This is a genomic window from Paenibacillus sp. FSL R7-0333, assembly GCF_038000365.1.
GTDB classification, from domain to species: Bacteria; Bacillota; Bacilli; order Paenibacillales; family Paenibacillaceae; genus Paenibacillus_AQ; species Paenibacillus_AQ silagei.
Map to the genome: position 1 here is coordinate 7,338,058 of NZ_JBBOBZ010000001.1, position 20,758 is coordinate 7,358,815.

Genomic DNA, 20,758 nt, shown 5'->3' on the forward strand with positions numbered 1-20,758 from the left:
TTTCATCCGGATCAGCTCTGATCCTGTCCGGGGACATCAAAGGTCATCTGGTATGTATGCTCAAGATCCTTCATTCCAGTAAGTTTCGCCGGACTCTTCATGAAATCCAGCCGCAGAGATTGCAGCTTATCCAACAAATAATAGCTTTCTGTAACCATCTTCATTTCATAGTCTGTAAACGTAATTGATGAAGTGCCTGGCTGCTGCCTATAGTCTCCCGTTCCAGTCTTGCTCCACCACAGGAATGGAGAACCGTACTTCTCAAGGAATGATTTCATAAATTCCTTATTCTTAAACAAAGGTTCATCTGAATAAAAAGTGGCTATGGTTGTTAAGGGTGTCAATTGTAATTTCACTCTGATCTTGTGTCCCGCTACATTAAGCGTTTCTGGCGATGTGATTGTATGCGTCTCTTGCTTCCAGTAATTTGCCCTCACATCAAAGGTTGTCTGGAGTGCCGGAGACTCCTGCATGTTGGACTCGTTGGCTGCCAGTGTGCGCAAATGGAACTCCACCTTGATCTTTGAGGGCACGTCCGTCAAAGGAGTATCGAATGGAAGTCTGGCTACCGCATCTTTAATATGCGGCTCCGGGCTGCTGCTGCTGACCAGCGCATGGGTCCGGCCGTTGATCACCTTGCCGGTAATACCATCCGTAATGATGCATTCTACGAAATGAGGATCGTCAGAGAATAGTGACCTACCGCCGTCCACTCTCGCAGTATAGAAGAGAATCAATTGATTCTTGTCTGCCATGAAGCCTGTCACTGTGACCTGGTAACCGTCTTGCTCAATCTCCACATTCATCGGCACCAGAAGATTATGCCTGATGGCATACTCCGTCTGTTGTTCATCTATGCTCGTTAACGGCACCAGTGTCTCCCCTTGCTCCGTTGCCGTATCTACGCGTTCCCCCGCAGCAACGACTTCTGCATGCGTGCCAGCGGAATTGGCCTCAGGTTCCGTGACAGCAGAGTCACCGGGTTCCCCAGAGACATCTGTAAGCGTCACGACGCTGAGCAGAGCGACCAGAATTACAGCTGCTGCGGAGATGCGGTAGGAGCCTTTTTTGAAGGATTGAATCATACTGATTCTTCTTCTAATCTGTTGCCGCTGCTGCGGGTTAGAGAAATAAAGATGCCCCCTCCGCTCCCGGACTCGTGAGAAGCGCTTCAGGAACTCTACCAGAGTAAGCCCGTAATCAATTGCCTCCTCTTCTCCCAATACCTCCAGCACATAGGCGTCGCACGCAACCTCCCGATCGATCTTCATCCGCCGGATCGCCAGCCACATCAGGGGATTGAACCAGTGTATCGTTGCGGCTAGGCTCCCTAGCAGGTTCCACAGCATATCCCTCCGCTTGTAGTGGGCAAGCTCATGCGCGAGGATGTGCCGCAGCCGGGAAGCATCCAGTTCCCGCAGAGCTTGCTCCGGGACGAAGATCCATGGACGCATTAATCCTGACAGATATGGGTTGTTAGCAGAACCCCCGGTATAGATAGGTATCGCTCTCCTGATTCCAAACTGGCGTCTGGTAGCAAGAACCACCTGAAGAATCTCCGGGGCATTCACCCGTCTAAGCCGTCTGCGTTCACGGTGCATCCGCCGGATATACAGGAGTCCATTCAACAGCATAAACGCAGCGCCCAGTAACCAGATCACGGTGCCTATCTTCATCCAGAGCGGGTAGCCTGCGGCTTGCGCAGAGCTGCGGTTATCCGCTACAGCACCATCCTTCTGCCGGACTGTGTCTGCCTGCCCCTGTACATTCAGAGCGGTGTTATTGACCGGATATGTAACCCGATCTCCCTCTCCCGGCGGAAGCTCCTGATACTCACCCGTAGAAGCCCCGATGTCCGGCCCCTTGTCCAGGATAGTTGTTAAGAGATGCTTACTATTGCCCAGAATATGCAACATGCTGACAGGGCTGTCCGGTACAGCAGGCAATAACAGCCGGGCGATAACAAGCAGCCACAGGAGGTAACGCACCCGGGCGTTGATGAATCGCCGCAGAACATATTGAATGAACAACACAGCCAGAATCACCATGCTTGCCGCCAGTGTCTGTTCTGCGATACAGGCAAACCATCCATAGACTATATTCATTCCTGCTTACCTGAGTTGCCGCTGGTGCCCTGCGACTTCTTCTCCTTGAGCAGCTGTTCGAGTTGTTCAATCTCCTGCTTGGACAGCTCGACATCCTCCAGGAAGCTGGTCACCATTAACTGCGTAGCCCCGCCAAATACGCGCTTCAGGAAAGAGCGGCTCTCGGCCCGGACACACTCATTCTCTGACACCAGCGGATAATAGAGATAGCTCCGGCCGGATTTCTCATACGCTATCGCGTTCTTCTTAAGCAGCCGGGTGACGAAGGTGCGCACCGTCTGCTCGCTCCATTCCACAGATGCAGGCAGGAGCCGGGTGATTTGTTCCGAGGTCAGCTGATGATGCTCCCAGATAATCTTCATAATTTCCCATTCAGCTTCCGAAATCTTCGGCGTTATACTCATCATAACAGCTCCATTCCATCGCGGCGGCATTCAATATACAAGTGTAGATTCAAGGATAACCGGCACTTATTGGTTAGACAAATCCACAACCACCTGCTGGGATACTGTCTTCTTCATCACATTCATGAAGTCTATACGAATCGATTTCGGTTGATTCAGCTGAAAATAGCTTACCATCATAATTTTCATCTCATTATCCGTATAGAAATTTTCAGTTCTTTCCTGATGTGATGTATACTTGCCGTTTCCACTCTCCACCATGAGGGCCGGGAAATAGTCCGCATTGAATGTCTTCAGAAATTCTTTGTCTTTAAACAAGCCTTCATCGGAAGATAACGTTACTATTGTAGTTAATGGTGTCAATTCCAGGTTAATCTTAATCTTATGCCCCGCTACATCAAGCGTTTCTTCCGGCGACAGCATTTGGCTCTTCTGCTCCCAGACCTTAGGGTTGATCTCAAAAGCAACCTTCAACGGCGGACTCTTCTTGATCTTCCCCTTCAACGCATCATATTTCTTCTGCAGCGCTGGACTGGTCTTGAAGCTTGTGGTTTTAGGATTAGCGGCAAAGGCCTTTTGGGCCTCCGCAGACATCTGCGCCTCCACCGCCTCTAGCTGCTTCAGTTCACTGCTCAATAGTGAGGTTAGCACAAACTCGCCAGCTACCTTTTTAGGAGCCGTGGTTAACGGGGTCGTTAGCCGGATGACAGCCGCTCCGTGCATGATGTTATTTTGCTTAGCCGGGCTTACGCCCTGAACGATCGCATCATTCATCTTCCTGCCGCTGATGACCTTCCCGGTGACGGCGTCTGTCAATTGCAGGTCATGCCATTGCGGACCCGAATCCGTGAATGCCCGCTTGCTGTCGGTTTGCGCTGTAAAAAGAATGATCAGCTCATATTTGTCGGCAATTAAGCCCTTCAACGTCAACTGATAGCCATCTTTTTTGACGACTGTATTCAGGGGCTGCACCAGATTATGCTTGATGGCGTATTCGATCTGCTCATAATTCTGAATCTTCGGGTTCACAAAGGGGGCCAGCGCTGATGCCTGATTCGCCGCTGATGCTGAGGCGGTTAAAGCTTGACCAGTCCCGGCAAAAGGGCTAAGCACCAGTGCTGCGGCTGTCATGACTGCGACGATGGCGGTAGATATCCGGGTTCTGGAGGACTGCCGTTTATCTGGCGCTGACCCTTGCTTCGGCTCCTGTCTAGGCAGCGTGTGCGCCGCACGTGAGTTTTCCATTTCGTTCCGCTTCATTCTACTCATGGTTACACTCTCCTTCAATATAAGTTGGCGGTTTATCCGAATTCAGCTTTGATTCAGCCCAGTAGTATCAAAAGTCATTTGATATGAACTCTCAGGCTCTGTCGTTCCCATCAGTACTGGTACCTTCTTGACGAAATCGAGCCGTAGAGATTGCGGTTTATCCATCAAGAAATAGGTCTCTGCAAGCATCTTCATCTCATAATCTGTATACGTAATAGATGTGCTGCGTGTTTGCTGCGTATAGTCTCCCGTTTCTGTCTTGCTCCACCACAGCATTGGAGAACCATACTTCTCATTGAAAGCTTTTTTGAATTCAGTGTTTTTAAAAACCGGTTCATCGGAATAAAAAGTGACTATCGTTGTGAGCGGTGTCAATTGTAATTTCACTCTGATCTTGTGTCCGCCTGCATCAAGTGTCTCCTTCGACTGGATCGTATATTTCTCTTGCTTCCAGTAGCTTGCGCTCACATCGAAGGTGGTCTGAAGTATCGGGGACTCCTGTAACTTGGTTTCGCCTGCTGCCTGTGAGCGCAACCGGAATTCGACCTTGATCTTTGAGGGCGGGTCTGTCAAAGGCGTATCGAACCGGAGTCTGGCAGCCACATTTTCAACATTCTTCTCCGGGCGGTTAGTAATGGTCATCGGGTGAGTCCGTCCATTAATCACCTTACCCGTCACCCCATCCGTAATGATGCATTCTACGAAACGAGGATCATCGGAGAATAGTGCCCTGCCGCCGTCCACCTTCGCAGTATAGAAGATAACCAATTGATTCTCGTCTGCCATGAAGCCCGTCACGTTGACCTGGTAACCGTCTTTAGCAACCTTTACATTCATCGGTTTGAACAGATGATGGCGGCTCACATACTGCTGCACATCCAGATTCAATAGTGGCACCTCGGTCTCCCCTTGCTCCATTCCCGGTTCTGCACGTTCCTCTCCCGGGACACTTTCAGCAAGCGTGCCAGCGGGATTGGCCTTAGTACCCGTGGCAGCAGATTTAACAGGCTCCCTAGAGGCACCCGTAAGCGTCACGATGCTAAGCAGGGCGACCAGAATTACAGCTGCTGCGGAGACGCGGTAGGAGCCTTTTTTGAAGGATTGAATCATACTGATTCTTCTCCTGATCTGTTGCCGCTGCTGCGGGTTAGAGAAATAAAGATGCCCCCTCCGCTCCCGGACTCGTGAGAAGCGCTTCAGGAACTCTACCAGAGTAAGCCCGTAATCCATTGCCTCCTCTTCTCCCAATACCTCCAGCGCATAGGCGTCGCAGGCGACCTCCCTGTCAATCTTCATGCGCCGGATAGCCAGCCACACTAGGGGATTGAACCAGTGTATCGTTGCGGCTATGCTCCCTAACAGGTTCCACAGCATATCCAGCCGTTTGTAATGGGCAAGCTCATGCGCGAGGATGTGCCGCAGCCGGGAAGCATCCAGTTCCCGCAGAGCTTGCTCCGGAACAAAGATCCATGGACGCAGGAGTCCTGACAGATATGGGTTGTTAGCTGAACCTCCGGTATAGATAGGTATCGCTCTCCTGATTCCAAACTGGCGTCTGGTAGCAAGAACCACCTTAAGAATCTCTGGGGCACTCACCCGTCTAAGCCGTCTGCGTTCACGTTGCATCCGCCGGATATACAGGAGTCCATTCAACAGCATAAACGCAGCGCCCAGTAACCAGATCACGGTGCCTATCTTCATCCAGAGCGGGTAGCCTGCGGCCCCCGCAGAGCTGCGGTTAACGGCTGCCGATTCATCGTTCTGTTCGATTGGGCCTGTCTGCGCCACTTCATTCAAGACGGTGCTATTTGCCGGATATGTAGTCTTAGCTCCCTCTCCCGGCGGAAGCTCCTGATGCTCCCCCTTAGAGGCCCCAGTGTCCGGCCCCTTTTCCAGGATAGTTGTTAAGAGATGCTTACTATTGCCGAGAATATGCAACATGCTGACAGGGCTGTCCGGTACGGCAGGCAATAATAGCCGGGCGATAACAAGCAGCCACAGGAGGTAACGAACCCGGGCGTTGATGAATCGCCGCAGAACATATTGAATGAACAACACAGCCAGAATCACCATGCTTGCCGCCAGTGTCTGTTCTGCGATACAGGCAAACCATCCATAGACCATATTCATTCCTGCTTACCTGAGTTGCCGCTGGTACCCTGCGACTTCTTCTCCTTGAGCAGCTGTTCGAGTTGTTCAATCTCCTGCTTGGACAGCTCGACATCCTCCAGGAAGCTGGTCACCATTAACTGGGTAGCCCCGCCAAATACGCGCTTCAGGAAGGAGCGGCTCTCGGCCCGGACACACTCATTCTCTGACACCAGCGGATAATAGAGATAGCTCCGGCCGGATTTCTCATACGCTATCGCGTTCTTCTTAAGCAGCCGGGTGACGAAGGTGCGCACCGTCTGCTCGCTCCATTCCACAGATGCAGGCAGGAGCCGGGTGATTTGTTCCGAGGTCAGCGGATGATGCTCCCAGATAATCTTCATAATTTCCCATTCAGCTTCCGAAATCTTCGGCGTTGTACTCATCATAACAGCTCCATTCTGTGGCGGCGGCATTCAATCTACAAGTGTAAATACAAGCTCTGTTCTATACATTACACTTGTAGATTTAATTTGTCAAATATGCCCTTATTGTCCCGCATTGTGATGAATGCACGCAAAACGACACCCAAAGTGGCTAAGTGACTGTAACCATAGCAAAAAGCACAAGCCAGCGGCTTGTACTTCCTGCTTTCTATCCATAAGAACTGACCTACTCCTGTCACTCACTTGCAGCTAACAACCCTGCCGCTTACACCCCCGCAATCAAAGCCTTAACCGAGCTGTCGCTCTGCAGCGCGCGGATGATTACAGCTACCGCTTCGGCACGGGTAGCCTGACTCTTTGGCGCGAACGCTGAAGCAGAGATGCCCTTCACCAGATTGGCCGAAGCAGCCTGGCGGATGGCGTCAGCCGCCCAGTAGCTGCTGCTGACATCCTTGAAGCTTACCGGAGTGCCGGTCTGGAGCACGCCGAGATCAAGCACACGGCCAATGATTGTGACCATCTCAGCGCGGGTAATGGTCGCGCCCGGCTTGAAGCTGCCGTCCGAGTAGCCGGTTACGATGCTTTTGTCTGCCAAGACACCGATATAGCCTGCCGCCCAATTGGAGGCTGTATCTCCAAATTTAGAGGCCGCCGATGTAGTGCCTAGCCCGAAGGAACGGGCGATCATCGCCGAGAATTCGGCTCTGGTCACCGGCGCATCCGGCCGGAAGGAGCCGTCTGCATAGCCGCTGATAATCTGCAGCTTCACGGCTGTAGCGATGGTGCTGCTGCCCCAGTGTCCTGCGGTGTCCTTGAAGCTGATGCTCTGATTCTTCGTGGCTGCAATAGCTTCAGTCACGGTCTTGTATACTATCTCGCGGCTCACCACTCCGGATTGGAATGGATTAACTCCGCCCTGTGGCTGTTTCTCCGGTTCAGCAGGAGTAGTGCTGCCGTTCCCTGGTGTTGTGCCGGTGGTCCCTGGTACCGTTCCGGTATTTCCAGCCGGAGTACCTGGCGTTCCGCCCGGATTGCCGCCGCCAGTTCCGCCGCTTGTCGTATCTGTAATACTAAGCGCAATCTGATCGCTCAGGTAGACGACCTGGGCGTTATATTTGCTTGGCAATCCTTCAACCTGCACGGAAGCAAACTGCCCGCTGCGCTGGCTGACGCCATGCGTAATGAGCGGAATCCGGCCGCTGCCTGGAACGTAGCTGTTCGCGAAGTTCACCTTCAGCTTCCCGTCAGCCTTCACCGCGCCCTCAACCTCAAGGATATCGTTTGCTCCAGTAAGGCCCAGTACAAGCGTACCTTCGGAGGCCTGGGTGAAGCTGCCGCCGATTACCATTTTACCGTAGACGTTCTCAACTACAGAACCGCCGGTATTCGTCACATTCCCTTTGCCGAAGGCTGTTGCCGAGTCTCCTTCCAGGACACCTTCGTTCACTTCAGTACCGCCGGAATACGTGTTGCTGCCTGCCAGCTTAAGCGTGCCTGTACCCTCCTTGGTCAGTCCGCCGGTCCCGGAGATATCATTGCGCCAGCGGTCTGCGGCGTGGAAGCCGCCCTTCGCAGCGTCCATCGCTATCGTTACATGCTCAACGAATGCACCGTACCCGTCAGCAGCGGCGAACAGGTTCAATCGTCCCCAGCCTTCGGGATCATCCAACAGTGGATAACCGGAAGGGAGTGCCGTTGTTACGAGAACTTCTCTACGCTGATCCGCACTCAGGTAAGGCAGGCGGGTCTCCAGCAAGACCTCTGCTCCCTTAGGAGCAACAGCAGGCTCAGTCGTGGAGTGAATCTGCGGGAAGCCGTAGGTCAGCCGCTGGGTATACTGGGCCTTATTCTTCGCATAATCCGTGAACCGGTCTTCTGCGGTACCCGTCTGTGTAAGCAGCACTTCATGAGCCTGAGTATAGGCCGCCTGCTTCAATGCCGCATTATCCGGATCTGTCAGCGCACCTGCTGCGAAGGCCATGGCCGTCACTCGTCCGCCCATAACATCCAGCGGTGAGTGCATCCCGGCGACGACACGGTTGTTGCCCATCTCCGAGGCCCGGGCCATCAGCTCCTGGAAGCGCTCAGGTACAGAATACGCCAGAGCTAGGGCTGCCAGATAGGAAGCGTTGGTATGTCCGCTCGGGAAGCCGCCGTCTGTGGCAGGCGTCTTGCTCATCGCCGGCACCAGTGTCGGTACGATGACAGAGGTATCCTTCCAGCGGAACGGACGCTTGTAGCTGTAGAAGTTCTTGGCCTGGCTGGTTGAAGCATAATTGCCGCGGATGATTCCGATCAGGTCTACCATTTTGCCCAAGCTTGAATTGGAATCACCGGCCTTGTTGCTGTCATTACCGTCACTATATTTCACGGAAGTGGCATCATCTGGAATGCTGTTAATGGTCGTGAAGGTCCCTGACATCGTACGGTACACCTGAGATAATGGTCCAAGGCCGTCAGCCGCTCCATAAGTCTGGTTCCGCCGGTCATCGTAATACGCTGCCTCCTCCTCTGCCGGAGTACGGGTCTTAGACAGATCCGCCACATACTGAATGTTGTAATCCAGCACACTTTGGTTCTTCTCCTTCCCGGTATCCCAGGTGGCGCCCGGTGTCCAGAGATCCAGGAAGCCGGAGAGAACACCTATCGAGGGGTTGGAATACACCGCCGTATTCACAGGTGTGTTATTCTTATAAGTATCTACGAAATGTCCCCATGCCGGGGCAGCCGGCAGCCCGGTTAATGAATTACCCGTGGCCGCCTCTGCAGGATGTAGCGCGATAGAATTCGTGAGGAGTACCAGACCTGCCGTAACAGACAACAGCTTTCTTTTCGACTTCAAGTTCAATGTGTCAGCCCCTATCTTGTTATTTTGATTGCCTGAATCGGACTCAATATAGCACCTGCCTCCACCGCCGCTCAATAACACAATTTCGCAATTCTATGATTTTGGGAACAATTCAGCTTTTTTCCGGCCATTTTACATGGATTTAACATGAATCCCGAACAGATTGGTGAGGGCCTAATGTATAATCCGCCTGGGAGGAGAATACATCTTGCGAAAATGGAACTCTGCCTTTGCCGCCCTTGCCGCTTCATACATCTCTGTTGTGTTAGTCATTGTCCTTTTACTCTGCTCTGCCTTCTATCTGTATTTCTCGAATCATTATAAGGAAGAGCTTCAGGGCCGCAACCGGCTCATCCTTGACAATACCGCCCGTACCCTTGAAGCCTCCGTGCTTCAGCGGGTCCAGCAGATCTATCTGGAAGTCTCTCTGAACCAGCGGGCTGCGCTCCGTATGCTGCCAGATGCTTCACTTCCAGCGAATCTCAGCAAGGTAAGCAGTCTCCAGGAGTCGCTGAACATGCAGGTATCCAATCATTCGGACCTGATTCAAGCCGTACATCTGTATGCTCCCAGGCAGCATCTCCTGCTGTCCTCGCTGTATGGGCTGAAATTCCGTGCGGATCAGCAGGCGGGTGCCGCCTACTGGATGGATTGGGTGAACGGCATGAACCTGAATTCCCGTAACAGCCTCTGGACGGAGGCCCGGTTCGTGCCGGACGATATCGTCTCCAGCATCCCCGGCGGCAGCGGCAGCCAGCTGATCACCTATGTGCACAGCTATCCGTTCCAATCTCCCGGGGCAGCCAGTGAGCTGCTGATTGCCATTGATCTGAAGGAGAGTGCGCTGCGCGCCATTCTGCAGAATATGATGCCTGCCCGCTATCAGAGCAGCTTCATTGCTACACCCTCTGGCGGGATTGTAGCCGGATCGAATCCGGATGCTGCAGCTCAGGCTGACACCTATGCTGCCAGTATCTCGAATGCACTAGCCTCTCCTGAGACATCCGGGAACATGAGCCAGGAGATCGGGGGCAGCACCTACGTCATCTCCTATCAGGACCTGCCGACCACCGGGTGGAAGCTCTTCAGTGCGGCTCCGGCGAACCTGTTCTATGAGAAATGGCTCGTTGTCCAGAGGGTCATCCTCTCCCTGTGTCTGCTTGCTCTATTGGTAGGAATCTGTCTGTCCGGCATTCTGGCCAAATTGAATTACAGTCCGCTTAAGCGGCTGCTTCGCACTATTAAGGATCTCTACGGCCCGGGGCCTGAGGTGCCAGGAGTGCGGGGACAAGCCCTTAACGAATTCGGAATTATTGATTCCGCCTTTAACCGTCTGAACGACAAAGTGACCACACTGGAGGGAGCGCTTGAGGCCAGCAGTCCGCATATCCGGCAGAACATGATCCTGAATCTCCTTCAGGACAGCCCTGCGCAAGGCAGCGTAACCGTAGATCCTCGATTCCTGGGACTCTCTCCGGACCACCGTCATTACTGCTGCCTGCTCCTCAACACCCGTGGAGCCTACGCCCGCATGAGTCTAAGCGGCTTGCAGGCAGCCATGAGCGGGATGACCGGGACGCTTGAGGCGATCCGGCTTCACGGAATCCGCATTCTGGCCGAGGAGCTGCCGGACAAGCAGACGGTTGTCATTATCAGCGCGCGCGAAGCCTCCGGGACGCTGCTCGAACAGCTCTCGGACCGGATTACAGCAGCGGCGGAGCAGCATTTCCAGCTGAATATTCAGCTCTCGCAGGGCTGCTGGGTGGATGCCATCAGCCTTCTTCACACCAGCTACGCTGAAGCGCAGACCTTAATGAAATATGCTTATTTTCTGCCGGAGAGCAGGATCTTGAAGGACCGGGAGCTGCTGAAGAGGGAGCAGAGTCTTGACGAGATTCCGCAGCCTGTACTGATGAGATTCAAGGACAAGCTGCAGAACCGGCAGCTGGATGAGACTCTGGCCGCGCTGGAGCAGCTGATAGCCGTCATGCGGGAAGGCAGCTACCCGGCGGATTATTGCCACTTCGTGCTGGCGAACACCGTATTTATGTACTCGGATTATCTGAAAAGCATCCGCTACACCCCTTCCGCACACGGGCCTCTGGATCTGTATAACGAATATATTGCCCTGCCGGATATCCGGCATTTGCAGGAGTGGTTCGCCGCTTCCATCGGCATCTTCATTATGGAGACGCAGAAGCGGAACAGTGACCGCGCACTCTCGACCATTGAAGCGGCCAAGGCCTATATCGGGGAGCATCTGTCCGGGGATCTATCGCTGGATGCCGTATCCGCCAAGGTCTTCATCAGTCCCAAGTATCTAAGCAAGCTGTTCAAGGAAGAGCTGGGGATCACCTACACCGACTATATCACCGGCATACGGATGGAAGAGGCCCGGCGGCTGATCGAGAAGAACAATATGTCGATCGAACAAATTGCCGGCACGGTCGGTTATGGAACGACTCCATACTTTATCAAGCGCTTCAAGGAGATCTACGGCTGTACGCCGGGGAATTATCTGCGAACCGTGAATACACTGCCGCCGCAGACGGAGATTAGCATGGGATAAGGGAGGGTGCCTTATGTATTTGTATAAAAGATTAATGCTCTTGCCCCTCCTGGGGCTGATCTGCGGCTGCAGCGGGCAGCCAGCTTCCCTCTCGTCTGCGCCTGGACAAGGGCTGCAGGATGCCGCCGTTTCCGCTTCTGATTCTGCTGATTCTGTTCTTCCCGCTTCCTCTGCCCCGAAGCTCAAAATCTCTTGGACCATGCATCAGAATCTGCCGGTTGCGGAGGATGCCGTAATGGTGCGGGAGCTGGAGCAGAAGTTCAAGGTAGATCTGGAATTCTGGAATCTGCCGAATAACAAATATGAATCCCTGCTCGACCAGAGGCTGGTGCAAGGCAGCATTCCAGACCTGTTCCGGGTCCGGCAGACCCAGGATCTGCTAAAGTACCAGCAGCAGGGCGTACTCGCCCCTATTCCTGAGGAACTGCTGAACACCTACGCTCCCAATATCCTTAAGGCCATCCGCGAGAATGCACCCGCCTATCAGCAATATGGCCGCATTAACGGGGCCTATTACGGCATTCCGGTCATTAATCCTACCAATATCTATCGGGTCCCCGTGGTCTACCGGCAGGATTGGCTGGACAAGCTCGGCCTTAAGGTGCCGGACACCTTGGCCGATTTCGAGAAATTCATCTATGCGGCTACGAACGAAGACCCGGACGGCAACGGTATCCGGGACACCTACGGCTTGTCGCAGGAGGGCATGAATGTTGTCTTCGGCGCATTCGGACAGATGGTCTTCACGGATCAGCTCTACTTCAGCCGGAAGGATCAGGGGCTGGTCATTGGCGCTCTGGAGCCAGACATGCAGGAAGCGCTGCGTTATCTCCGCAAATGGTACCGGGACGGGGTCATCGATCCCGAGTTCATTACCGGGGAGAATAGCGGAGGCTACAAGCATCTGTCGCACGCCTTCATTAGCGGGCGGATCGGCATGACCTCCATGGGCAATTATTATCACTGGACACAGGCAGGGGATTATACAGACTGGAAACTGGATGACCAGAAGGCAGCCAGGCTGGTTCCGGTAGAAGCAATGTTTAACGTCAAGGAGTTAACCGCGAAGCATCCGCAGGCCAAGATCGCTTTCGGGCGGCCGGTTAGCGGTCCGGACGGCAGACGCGGCTCCAAAGCCTACGATATGCTGATGAGCTTCACCGCCATTGGCGCGGATGCCGCCCAGGAGCCGGGCAAGCTGGAGAAAATCCTCCAGCTGCTGGACTACGTCAGCGCAAATCCTGACCCCGATGAAGCGGCATCTCTGCAGTACGGTATTCAGGGGACACACTGGGACTGGGCCGGAACGGACAAGAAGGATATCATCCTGCTGCCGCCGTATAACCATAAGTTCAGCTACCAGAATACGATCGGCGCGGGGATCGGCATGACCCTGCCCATCCTTCCTGCCGGCCGGAGCGAGCAGTGGGCGGCAACCCTGGGGCTGGATCACGACGGCATCTATAATGCCTTGGAGGTGGCTACGTCCTCTCTGATCAGGAACAGCCCTGGGCTTATTAACCTAAGAGACCAGGCGTATATTGCCCTCATCACCGGGGAGCGTCCGCTTGAGGAATTCGGGGAGTTCGTGGAGGAGTTCCTGGCGGCGGGCGGAGCGGAGGTACTGGCGGAAGCAAATGAGTCCTATAAGAAGCTTGATCCATAAAATAACCCCACAAAGTGAGGCTTTAGCTTCGATGATGACTCAGGTACTTTGCGGGGGCCCCAAAACATATAAAGCGAAAACGGTACCGTCCTATAAAAGGGCAGTACCGTTTCGGTGAGAGTGTAGTCTCCTCTATTGCTCCATTGCTCACGGGATGTTTACCGTTATTGTACAGCGTTCCCGGGCAGCTCCCTGTGCCGGTTCCGCGGATGCTCCGCAAGCATGGAATCGAGCAAGCCCCGAACCGCAGGATGAGCGGACTGCAGGAACTGCTCCTTGCTGTCGTTATATTCCACGAGCCTGCCCTGATCCATGACAGCCAGTGCGTCTGAGATCATACAGGCGGCCTTAATATCATGGGTGATGAACAGATATGACAAGCCGAACGCAGACCGCAGCTCCCCCAGCAGCCGCAAAATATTCGCCCCATTAATCATATCCAGACTACTAACCGCCTCATCCAGTACGATGAGCTTCGGCTTCAGCGCAATCGCCCTGGCGATATTGATCCGCTGCAGCTGTCCTCCGCTGAACTGGTAGGGCTGCTTCTGCATGTCCGCCGCACTTAGTCCAACACACTCCAGCAGCTCGCCTACCGCCCGCTTCTGCTCCTGAACGCTCAAGGACTCGTAATTGGACAGCGGCTCACCAATAATCTGCTCTGCTGTCATCCGGGGGTTCACGGCAGAATAACAATCCTGGAAGACCACCTGCAGATCGCGGCGGATGGTCCTGCGCGCCTGCGGGCTCAGCTTATACAGATCCTGGCCCTGAATCAGAACTTGGCCCGCGCGGGGCGGCTCCAGCCCGAGAATAACCCGGCCCAGTGTGCTTTTACCGGCTCCGCTTGATCCCAGCAGCCCCAGGCAGGTTCCCTCCTCTATATGAAGAGACACGCCGGACAGCACATTATCCTGCTTCTCCGAACGCCTCCACCGGCGGGATGCAGCATAGGTATGGGTAACTTCCCTGACCTCAAGCATGTATTCTGCCGCTATTCCAGTCATAGCTGGCCCCCTAACTGCGGACTAAGCTGAAGCAGCGGCCTTGCTGCTAGCAGCTCCCGGGTGTATTCATGCCGGGGATGATCGAATAATTCGAATACATCGGCGGTCTCAACAATCCGCCCGTGGTGCATAACCGCAACTTCATCAGCCAGCTCCGCAATGACGCCGAGATCATGGGAGATCAGTAGAATAGCGGTCCCATGCTCCTGCCGCATCCGGTCCAGCTGCCGCAGCACCTGGAGCTGATTGGTCACATCCAGAGCCGTAGTAGGCTCATCCGCAATGATCACGGAGGGCTTCAGGCACAGGGTGAGCGCCAGCATCACCCGCTGGAGCATCCCGCCGCTCAGCTCATACGGATACTTTCCCAGCAGCGCTGCGGGATCGGGCAGATTCACATCAGCCAGGGAGCGGATGGCGCAGGCTCTGGCTTCTTTTTTTCCCAGCTTCACATGTGTACGGATCGACTCCACGAATTGCACGCCGATGGTATACACCGGAGAGAAGGCTGTCATCGGATTCTGCATAATCAGCGCAAGACTACTGCCGCGAAGCCTGCGCATGTCCTTCTCCGAGAGTCCGTTCAGCTCACGCGTATGCAGCCGGATACTGCCTTCGATCACACTCGTCTGCCGGTCCAGCATCTGGAGGAGCGCCAGCGATGTAACGGTTTTTCCGCTGCCGCTGCCTCCCACAAGACCCAGCACACGCCCCGGCTTCAGCTCCAGGTTAACATCCTCTATGAGGGGCAGAACTCCTGCCGCTGTCTCCACAGATACCTTCAGATCCTTCACCTGCAGCACAACTTCCGCTTGTTCCATGATTCGCTCATTCCTTCTTTCAGGAGCCTCGTTTGATCCCGTACCGTTCAGACAGCGCCTCGCCCAGCAGATTAAACGAAGCTACAACCATAATAATCATCAGGCCCGGATAGAGCATCAGCTCGGGATGATTGCGGATGAAGGATTTCCCTTCATTCAGCATCGCCCCCCATTCCGGTGTAGGCGCCTGGACGCCCAGGCCCAGGAAGGACATCGCCGAGATATCCATAATCGCCCAGCCCATCTCAAGCGTCCCAATCACCACAATCGACGGCAGAATATTGGGAATAAGGTGCCTGCTCATGATCTGCCAGGGGGAAGAGCCGCTGATTCGCGCTGCCGTGATGAAATTCCGCTCCTTCAAGCTGACAATCATATTCCGGAACATCCGGGCGAAGTACACCCACTGCACCAGCATCAGAGCAATAACCAATTGAGACAGGCCCGGCCCCAGGATCCCGATCAGACCGAAGACCAGAATCATACTGGGAAAAGACATAATGCCATCGCACAACCGCATCAGCACAGCATCCAACCACCCGCCGATGTACCCCGAAACCACTCCTGCGAGCAGTCCCACCCCTAAGGAAGCGGCAAAAATAAGTGAAGCAAAGCCCAGTGAGATCCGTGTTCCATACAGTAGCCTGGATAGATTGTCCCGGCCCAGCTGATCTGTTCCCAGGAGATATTCCCACGAGGGCGGACTGAGCTTCGCTGCCAGGTTCACCCGTATCGGGTCATGCGGTGAGATCCACGGGGCCAACAGGCCGGCAAGACCAAACAGGATCAGCAGGCTGCCGCAGATCATGATCACTTTCCTGCCTTTGAAACGGCTGCTTAAGTTATTCATCCTTGGCTGGCCCTCCCTTTACGCGCAATTCGCGGGTCCAGGAACAGCTGGAGCAGATCGGCTATCAGATTGCTCCCGGCAATCACACAGACCGACAGCATGACATAGCACTGAATCACCGGAATGTCACGGTTAATGATCGCTTCAATGAAGTACCGGCCGAAGCCCGGCCAGGAGAATACCTGCTCTACGATAATCGCCCCTGTGAGCAGCTTTCCCAGATTGATGCCCAGTCCTGTAATAAGCGGTGCTATGGCAATTCTCAGCACGTATTTATACAGAATCACCCGTTCCTTAATCCCTCTGGCCCGGGCATACCGGACATAAGCCTCCTTCAGCTCCTCCAGGACGGTCGTCCGCAGCAGGCGCGCGTAGATGGCAATCAGCCAGAGTGCCAGGGTAATAGACGGAAGAATCAGGTGCTGCACAGACCCTCTGCCCTCCACAGGCAGCCATTCCAGCTTGACCGAGATGAAGAACATCAGCAGATAGCCGATCCAGAAGACCGGAACACAGGCACCGATATAAGCGAATACCCGGATCACATGATCTATCAGCCGGTTTTTGTAAATCGCCGCCAGCACCCCAAGCGGGATGCTGACCAACAGCGCCAGCACGATACTGGCGGACGCAAGCTGAAGCGTTGCGGGCAGCTTCTGGGCAACCTCTCCCCATACGGGCATATTGGACAGGTAGGAATGGCCGAAATCCAGCCGGAGCAGCCGGCCCATCGATTGAACATATTGCGCCAGCAGCGGCTGGTCCAGCCCGAATTCATGCCGCTTGGCGGCCAGCACTTCCTCATCCGGCTGGATATGGGCCGCGGCCAGATAGGCCTCGGCCGGGTCCACCGGCCCCACCCGGATCATCACGAACATCAGCAATGAGGAGAACAGAATGATGGGGATGATCGCCAGCACTCTTTTTCCGATATATACGCCCACTTAGAACCCTCCTGAACGGCTGCTACTTCTTCTTGGTGCCATGAAGAGGATATTCATCCCGGTTGGACGGGAACTTGAATTCGGTCACATTGTCCCGGTACACCGCCATCTGCTTGATGTAGGAGATTGGAAGGATCGAAGACTGCTCCTGCAGCGTAGTGAGCACAGAGCCGAACAGCCCGGTACGAGCTTTGTCATCTGTGGTAGCCATACCTTCCTTAATCTTCTGGTCAATCTCAGCCTTCATCGGCAAGGCCGCCAGAGTATCCGAGACCCCGTAGCCCGGCTGTACCACGGCAGTCATGAAGGAATGCGGGTCATACGGCGCACCAAACGTCGAATAGAAATTCATATCGAACTCATTGGCCTTTCTGCGCTGGATGTAGACGGTCAGCTCGACGCCGGTGATTCTCAGATTCACACCGATCCCCGCCCATTCAGCTTGCAGAGTCTCCGCCATGGACCTCATCGTCAGATCGGCCTTATCATACATCAGCTCCAGCTCCAGCGCCTGTCCATCCTTCTCCCGCACGCTTGATCCCGAAGGCAGCTTCCAGCCCGCTTCATCCAGCAGCGCATTCGCCTGCTCCACATCATATTTCACCGGGCTCACCTTGATATCGGCATAAGGCAGATTCGGGGGCAGAATATTATCCGCCTTCTCCTCCAGCCCCAGCGTCACCCCTTCGACCATCGCTTGCTTGTTGAAGCCCATGCTAAGTGCCTGACGGACCTTAAGATCAGCCAGCTTCGGGTTCATGGTATTCAGCACCAGATTGCGGGTTGCGATCGGCTCAGACAGCTTAGTGACGTACTTTCCGGTGCTCTCAAGCTCCTTGTAGGCATCATAGCTGATGAGACCTTCGCCGTAAATCAGGTCCAGATCCCCTTTTTCAAAAGACAGCACACGGGTCTCGGCATCCGGGATCACCTTCACCACCACCTTGTCCACCTTCGGCTTCTCGCCCCAATAGTAAGGATTCGGGGTAAAGGTTGCCGATTCATCCTTCTTATACTCGCTTAACACCCAAGGTCCGGTTCCAATCGGGCTACGAATACCCTTGGACGTATCGCCATCCTCGGGGAAGCCCGCCTCGCCAAGGAAGCGTACCGGCCGCACCACCGCAAGATCGTACAGTGCCGGATAATACGACTCTGTCAGCGTGAGCCGGAACGTAGTGTCATCCAGCGCCTCTGTCTTCTCAATCAGCGGAATCATGCCCAGCCACGTGTGCAGATTCTTATTATGTAAGACCGCATCCATATTCTTCTTCACCAGCTGTGCGGTAAAAGCCGTTCCGTCCGAGAACTTGACGTTGCTGCGGATCTTGAACGTGTATACCTTGCCATCCTGCGACAGCGTCCATGATTCGGCCAGAGCCGGAACAAGCTTCCCGTCTTGATAACTGACAAGCGGCTCATAGATCATAGACTGGGCTAGCAGCTGGGACGGATTATATAAATGCGGATTCATCGGTCCGATATCCCGGGGCCACGCCATTGTAAGGGTCTTCGTAGCTTGGGCATCTCCGGCAGCCGATGATTTCTCCGTAGTATTCGATGAACAGCCTGCAGCGACCATAGATATAACCAATAATACGAGCAGGCCTTGCAGCAGCCTCTTACCTTTAGATGCGAACATAGCGTTGACTTCCTCTTTTCTAATCGAGAATGATTATCATTACAATTTAAAATATTACTGCACCCGTCACAATTCTGTCAATGGTAACGGTTGTATGCTCTGTACATACCAAAGAAACCACCCCAGAATCTGGAGTGGCGATGATGTCATACGGTATATGATTGTTTATCCCTGCTCTTGCCCTTCCTCTTCCGGCTCCCCGAATCCCTCATCCGGCCCGGGTCTGACGTAAGCCTGCAATACGGAATCCAGCAGTCCGGGGAACCGCTCGTCCAGATCTTCCGTCCGCAGGGACAGAATGCGCTGGGTACCCTGCACCCGGGTATGAATGACACCCGCTTCGCGCAGCGTCCGGGCATGGTGGGTCAGCGTGGACTTGGCAATCGGCACCTTGAAGCTGTTGCAGGACTGCGGGCCGTGGTTACAGATCTCCGACACTACATATAGACGGATCGGGTCGCTAAGCGCATAGAGCACCGAGGCGAGCTGAATGTCCTTGCGGTCCGGATGATGGAGCTGCTTCATGAATAAGACTCCTTCAGAGTATATAATAGTACTTCTTTTCACGATGATTTCCTAATTGCATTTTACATTAGCGCATGCTATATTTCAATAGTTCGTAAGTAATCGAACAATACAATAAAAGAATGAAGGAGTGGCTTTCTCATGACCTCATCACCTGCTTCTGAGGGCGATCAAGAGCATTCAATGGCTGCTCCGCAAGCGGCTCTTCCACGGGAAGGACTGTTAACTCTGCTATTCAGCGTTGCTGTCGTCCTCGTTATTATGAACACAGCGATGTTCAATCTGGCCCTGCCTGATGTAACCGAGACCTTCGGCATCACCGCAGCGTCCGCCTCCTGGATTGTAACCGGGTATTCCATTATGTTCTCTATTGCCTCCATCACATACAGCCGGCTCTCGGACTTCCTGCCGATCCGCCGGCTGCTGGTTATCGGGTTGCTCACCTTAGGGCTTGCTGCTGTGGCCGGATTCTTCAGCACCAGCTTCATTTTCCTGCTGATTGTACGTATTCTGCAAGCCTCGGGGGCAGGCGCCGTGATGTCGCTGTCCCTTGTCCTGTTCACCCGCTACATTCCGCAGGCCCGGCGTGGCAAAGCCATGGCGACGATTATGTCGGCCGTCTCCCTGGGACTGGGTCTGGGTCCGGTAGCCGGCGGCTCCATTGTGGAATACCTTGGCTGGACCTGGCTGTTCGCAGTCACTGCCGCCATTCTGCTGCTGGTGCCGCTGTTCCTGATTCTGCTGCCCAAGGAAGTTCCGGCTCGCGGCTCATTCGACGTTCTGGGCGGGATCTTCCTCGGCGTGGGTACCACCGGTCTGCTCCTGTTCCTGACCAGTGGACTGTGGATCGCGCTGATCGCCGGCGTCGCCGCGATTGCCTTATTTGTAGGGCGTATCCGCACGACCCCTGATCCATTCGTGCTGCCAGCGCTGTTCAGCAACCGGCCATATCTGGTACTGGCGCTGATCGGGGTTGCCTCCTACCTGTGCAGCTTCGCTACCCTGTTCCTGCTGCCGCAGATTCTGACTCACCGCTTCGGCTTCAGCGCCAGCCATGCCGGGCTTGTCATCTTCCCGGGCTCACTGCTGGCCATCTTCGTCTCCCGCCTGGTCGGACGGATGATCGACCGCTACGGCAACACCGGAATTCTGCGCTTCGCACCGCTGCTCGTTCTGGCCGCCACCGTATTGTTCGCCCTATTCGCCGGACAATCCTGGATCGCCGTCATGCTCGTCTACATGATTATGAGCCTGTCCTTCACTGTGCTGTCGAGCAGTGTATCGAATGAAATCTCGCGTATCCTGCCTGCTTCGCAGATCGGCTCCGGGATGGGGCTCTTCCAGCTGCTGCAGTTCTTCAGCGGTGCCTTCAGCGTAGCGATGGCCGCCAGCGCCCTGGAATGGCAGCGCAGCCTGCCGCTTCAGGCCGCTTACTCCAACATCTACTGGGGATTGTCAGTTGCAGCAATCGTGGCGATCGGCTCCGCCTTCATCTACCTGCGGAGCAGTCAGCGCAGCCCGCTGGCCGAGATGGCGAAAGCCGCAGACTGCTAACTCCGCAACTGCACCATTCG

Annotated in this window: 15 protein-coding genes; 3 read left to right on the forward strand and 12 right to left on the reverse strand. The window is 54.5% G+C overall.

The genetic code is table 11. The features are described 5' to 3' along the window. Window positions 1-11 precede the first annotated feature (11 nt). The 6 genes from MKY86_RS31595 to MKY86_RS31620 form a co-directional block, all read right to left on the reverse strand. A complete protein-coding gene (locus tag MKY86_RS31595; RefSeq protein ID WP_340827723.1) occupies window positions 12-2,105 on the reverse strand; it encodes a M56 family metallopeptidase in 2,094 nt (697 codons plus the stop codon). Continuing rightward, the gene (locus tag MKY86_RS31600) at window positions 2,102-2,509 is read right to left on the reverse strand and encodes a BlaI/MecI/CopY family transcriptional regulator (RefSeq protein WP_340827911.1); all 408 of its coding nucleotides are present in this window, start codon (window positions 2,507-2,509) and stop codon (window positions 2,102-2,104) included. Before MKY86_RS31600 ends, MKY86_RS31595 begins: the two co-directional genes overlap by 4 nt. A 66-nt stretch (window positions 2,510-2,575) precedes the next feature. Beyond that, window positions 2,576-3,778 (reverse strand): DUF4179 domain-containing protein, encoded by a 1,203-nt coding sequence (locus MKY86_RS31605; RefSeq protein ID WP_076086917.1) that lies wholly within the window; start codon window positions 3,776-3,778, stop codon window positions 2,576-2,578. Between the two features lie 42 nt (window positions 3,779-3,820). Then, entirely contained in the window at window positions 3,821-5,902 is a 2,082-nt protein-coding gene (locus MKY86_RS31610; RefSeq protein WP_340827725.1) for a M56 family metallopeptidase, read from the reverse strand. Between the two features lie 2 nt (window positions 5,903-5,904). Then, window positions 5,905-6,312: a BlaI/MecI/CopY family transcriptional regulator gene (locus MKY86_RS31615; RefSeq protein WP_339257674.1), complete on the reverse strand. Its 408-nt coding sequence runs from the start codon at window positions 6,310-6,312 to the stop codon at window positions 5,905-5,907. A 265-nt stretch (window positions 6,313-6,577) separates the two neighbouring features. Beyond that, entirely contained in the window at window positions 6,578-9,160 is a 2,583-nt protein-coding gene (locus MKY86_RS31620) for an S-layer homology domain-containing protein (RefSeq protein ID WP_076081886.1), read from the reverse strand. A gap of 208 nt (window positions 9,161-9,368) precedes the next feature. On the opposite strand from MKY86_RS31620, the gene MKY86_RS31625 reads away from it, so the two are divergent. Then, window positions 9,369-11,729, forward strand: a complete 2,361-nt coding sequence (locus MKY86_RS31625; protein ID WP_076081887.1) for an AraC family transcriptional regulator — start codon at window positions 9,369-9,371, stop codon at window positions 11,727-11,729. A gap of 13 nt (window positions 11,730-11,742) precedes the next feature. After that, the gene (locus MKY86_RS31630) at window positions 11,743-13,395 is read left to right on the forward strand and encodes an extracellular solute-binding protein (RefSeq protein ID WP_076081888.1); all 1,653 of its coding nucleotides are present in this window, start codon (window positions 11,743-11,745) and stop codon (window positions 13,393-13,395) included. Window positions 13,396-13,559: 164 nt separating this feature from the next. On the opposite strand, the gene nikE is transcribed toward MKY86_RS31630, so the two are convergent. From nikE to MKY86_RS31660, 6 genes are all read right to left on the reverse strand, one after another. Further along, entirely contained in the window at window positions 13,560-14,378 is an 819-nt protein-coding gene (nikE, locus tag MKY86_RS31635; protein WP_076081924.1) for a nickel import ATP-binding protein NikE, read from the reverse strand. A gap of 20 nt (window positions 14,379-14,398) precedes the next feature. Continuing rightward, the gene (locus tag MKY86_RS31640) at window positions 14,399-15,223 is read right to left on the reverse strand and encodes an ATP-binding cassette domain-containing protein (RefSeq protein WP_143803815.1); all 825 of its coding nucleotides are present in this window, start codon (window positions 15,221-15,223) and stop codon (window positions 14,399-14,401) included. A 19-nt stretch (window positions 15,224-15,242) separates the two neighbouring features. Further along, entirely contained in the window at window positions 15,243-16,073 is an 831-nt protein-coding gene (gene nikC / locus MKY86_RS31645; RefSeq protein ID WP_076081890.1) for a nickel ABC transporter permease subunit NikC, read from the reverse strand. Further along, window positions 16,070-17,017 (reverse strand): nickel ABC transporter permease, encoded by a 948-nt coding sequence (gene nikB, locus MKY86_RS31650; RefSeq protein ID WP_076081891.1) that lies wholly within the window; start codon window positions 17,015-17,017, stop codon window positions 16,070-16,072. Before nikB ends, nikC begins: the two co-directional genes overlap by 4 nt. Before the next feature lie 22 nt (window positions 17,018-17,039). After that, window positions 17,040-18,659, reverse strand: coding sequence for a nickel ABC transporter substrate-binding protein (nikA, locus tag MKY86_RS31655; protein WP_076081892.1), 1,620 nt, complete (start codon window positions 18,657-18,659; stop codon window positions 17,040-17,042). A gap of 165 nt (window positions 18,660-18,824) precedes the next feature. Beyond that, window positions 18,825-19,184, reverse strand: a complete 360-nt coding sequence (locus MKY86_RS31660) for an ArsR/SmtB family transcription factor (protein WP_036728009.1) — start codon at window positions 19,182-19,184, stop codon at window positions 18,825-18,827. A 141-nt stretch (window positions 19,185-19,325) separates the two neighbouring features. Between MKY86_RS31660 and MKY86_RS31665 the strand changes: the two genes are divergently transcribed. Beyond that, complete coding sequence (locus MKY86_RS31665) at window positions 19,326-20,738, forward strand: MFS transporter (RefSeq protein ID WP_340827727.1); 1,413 nt, start codon at window positions 19,326-19,328, stop codon at window positions 20,736-20,738. Window positions 20,739-20,758: the final 20 nt, after the last annotated feature.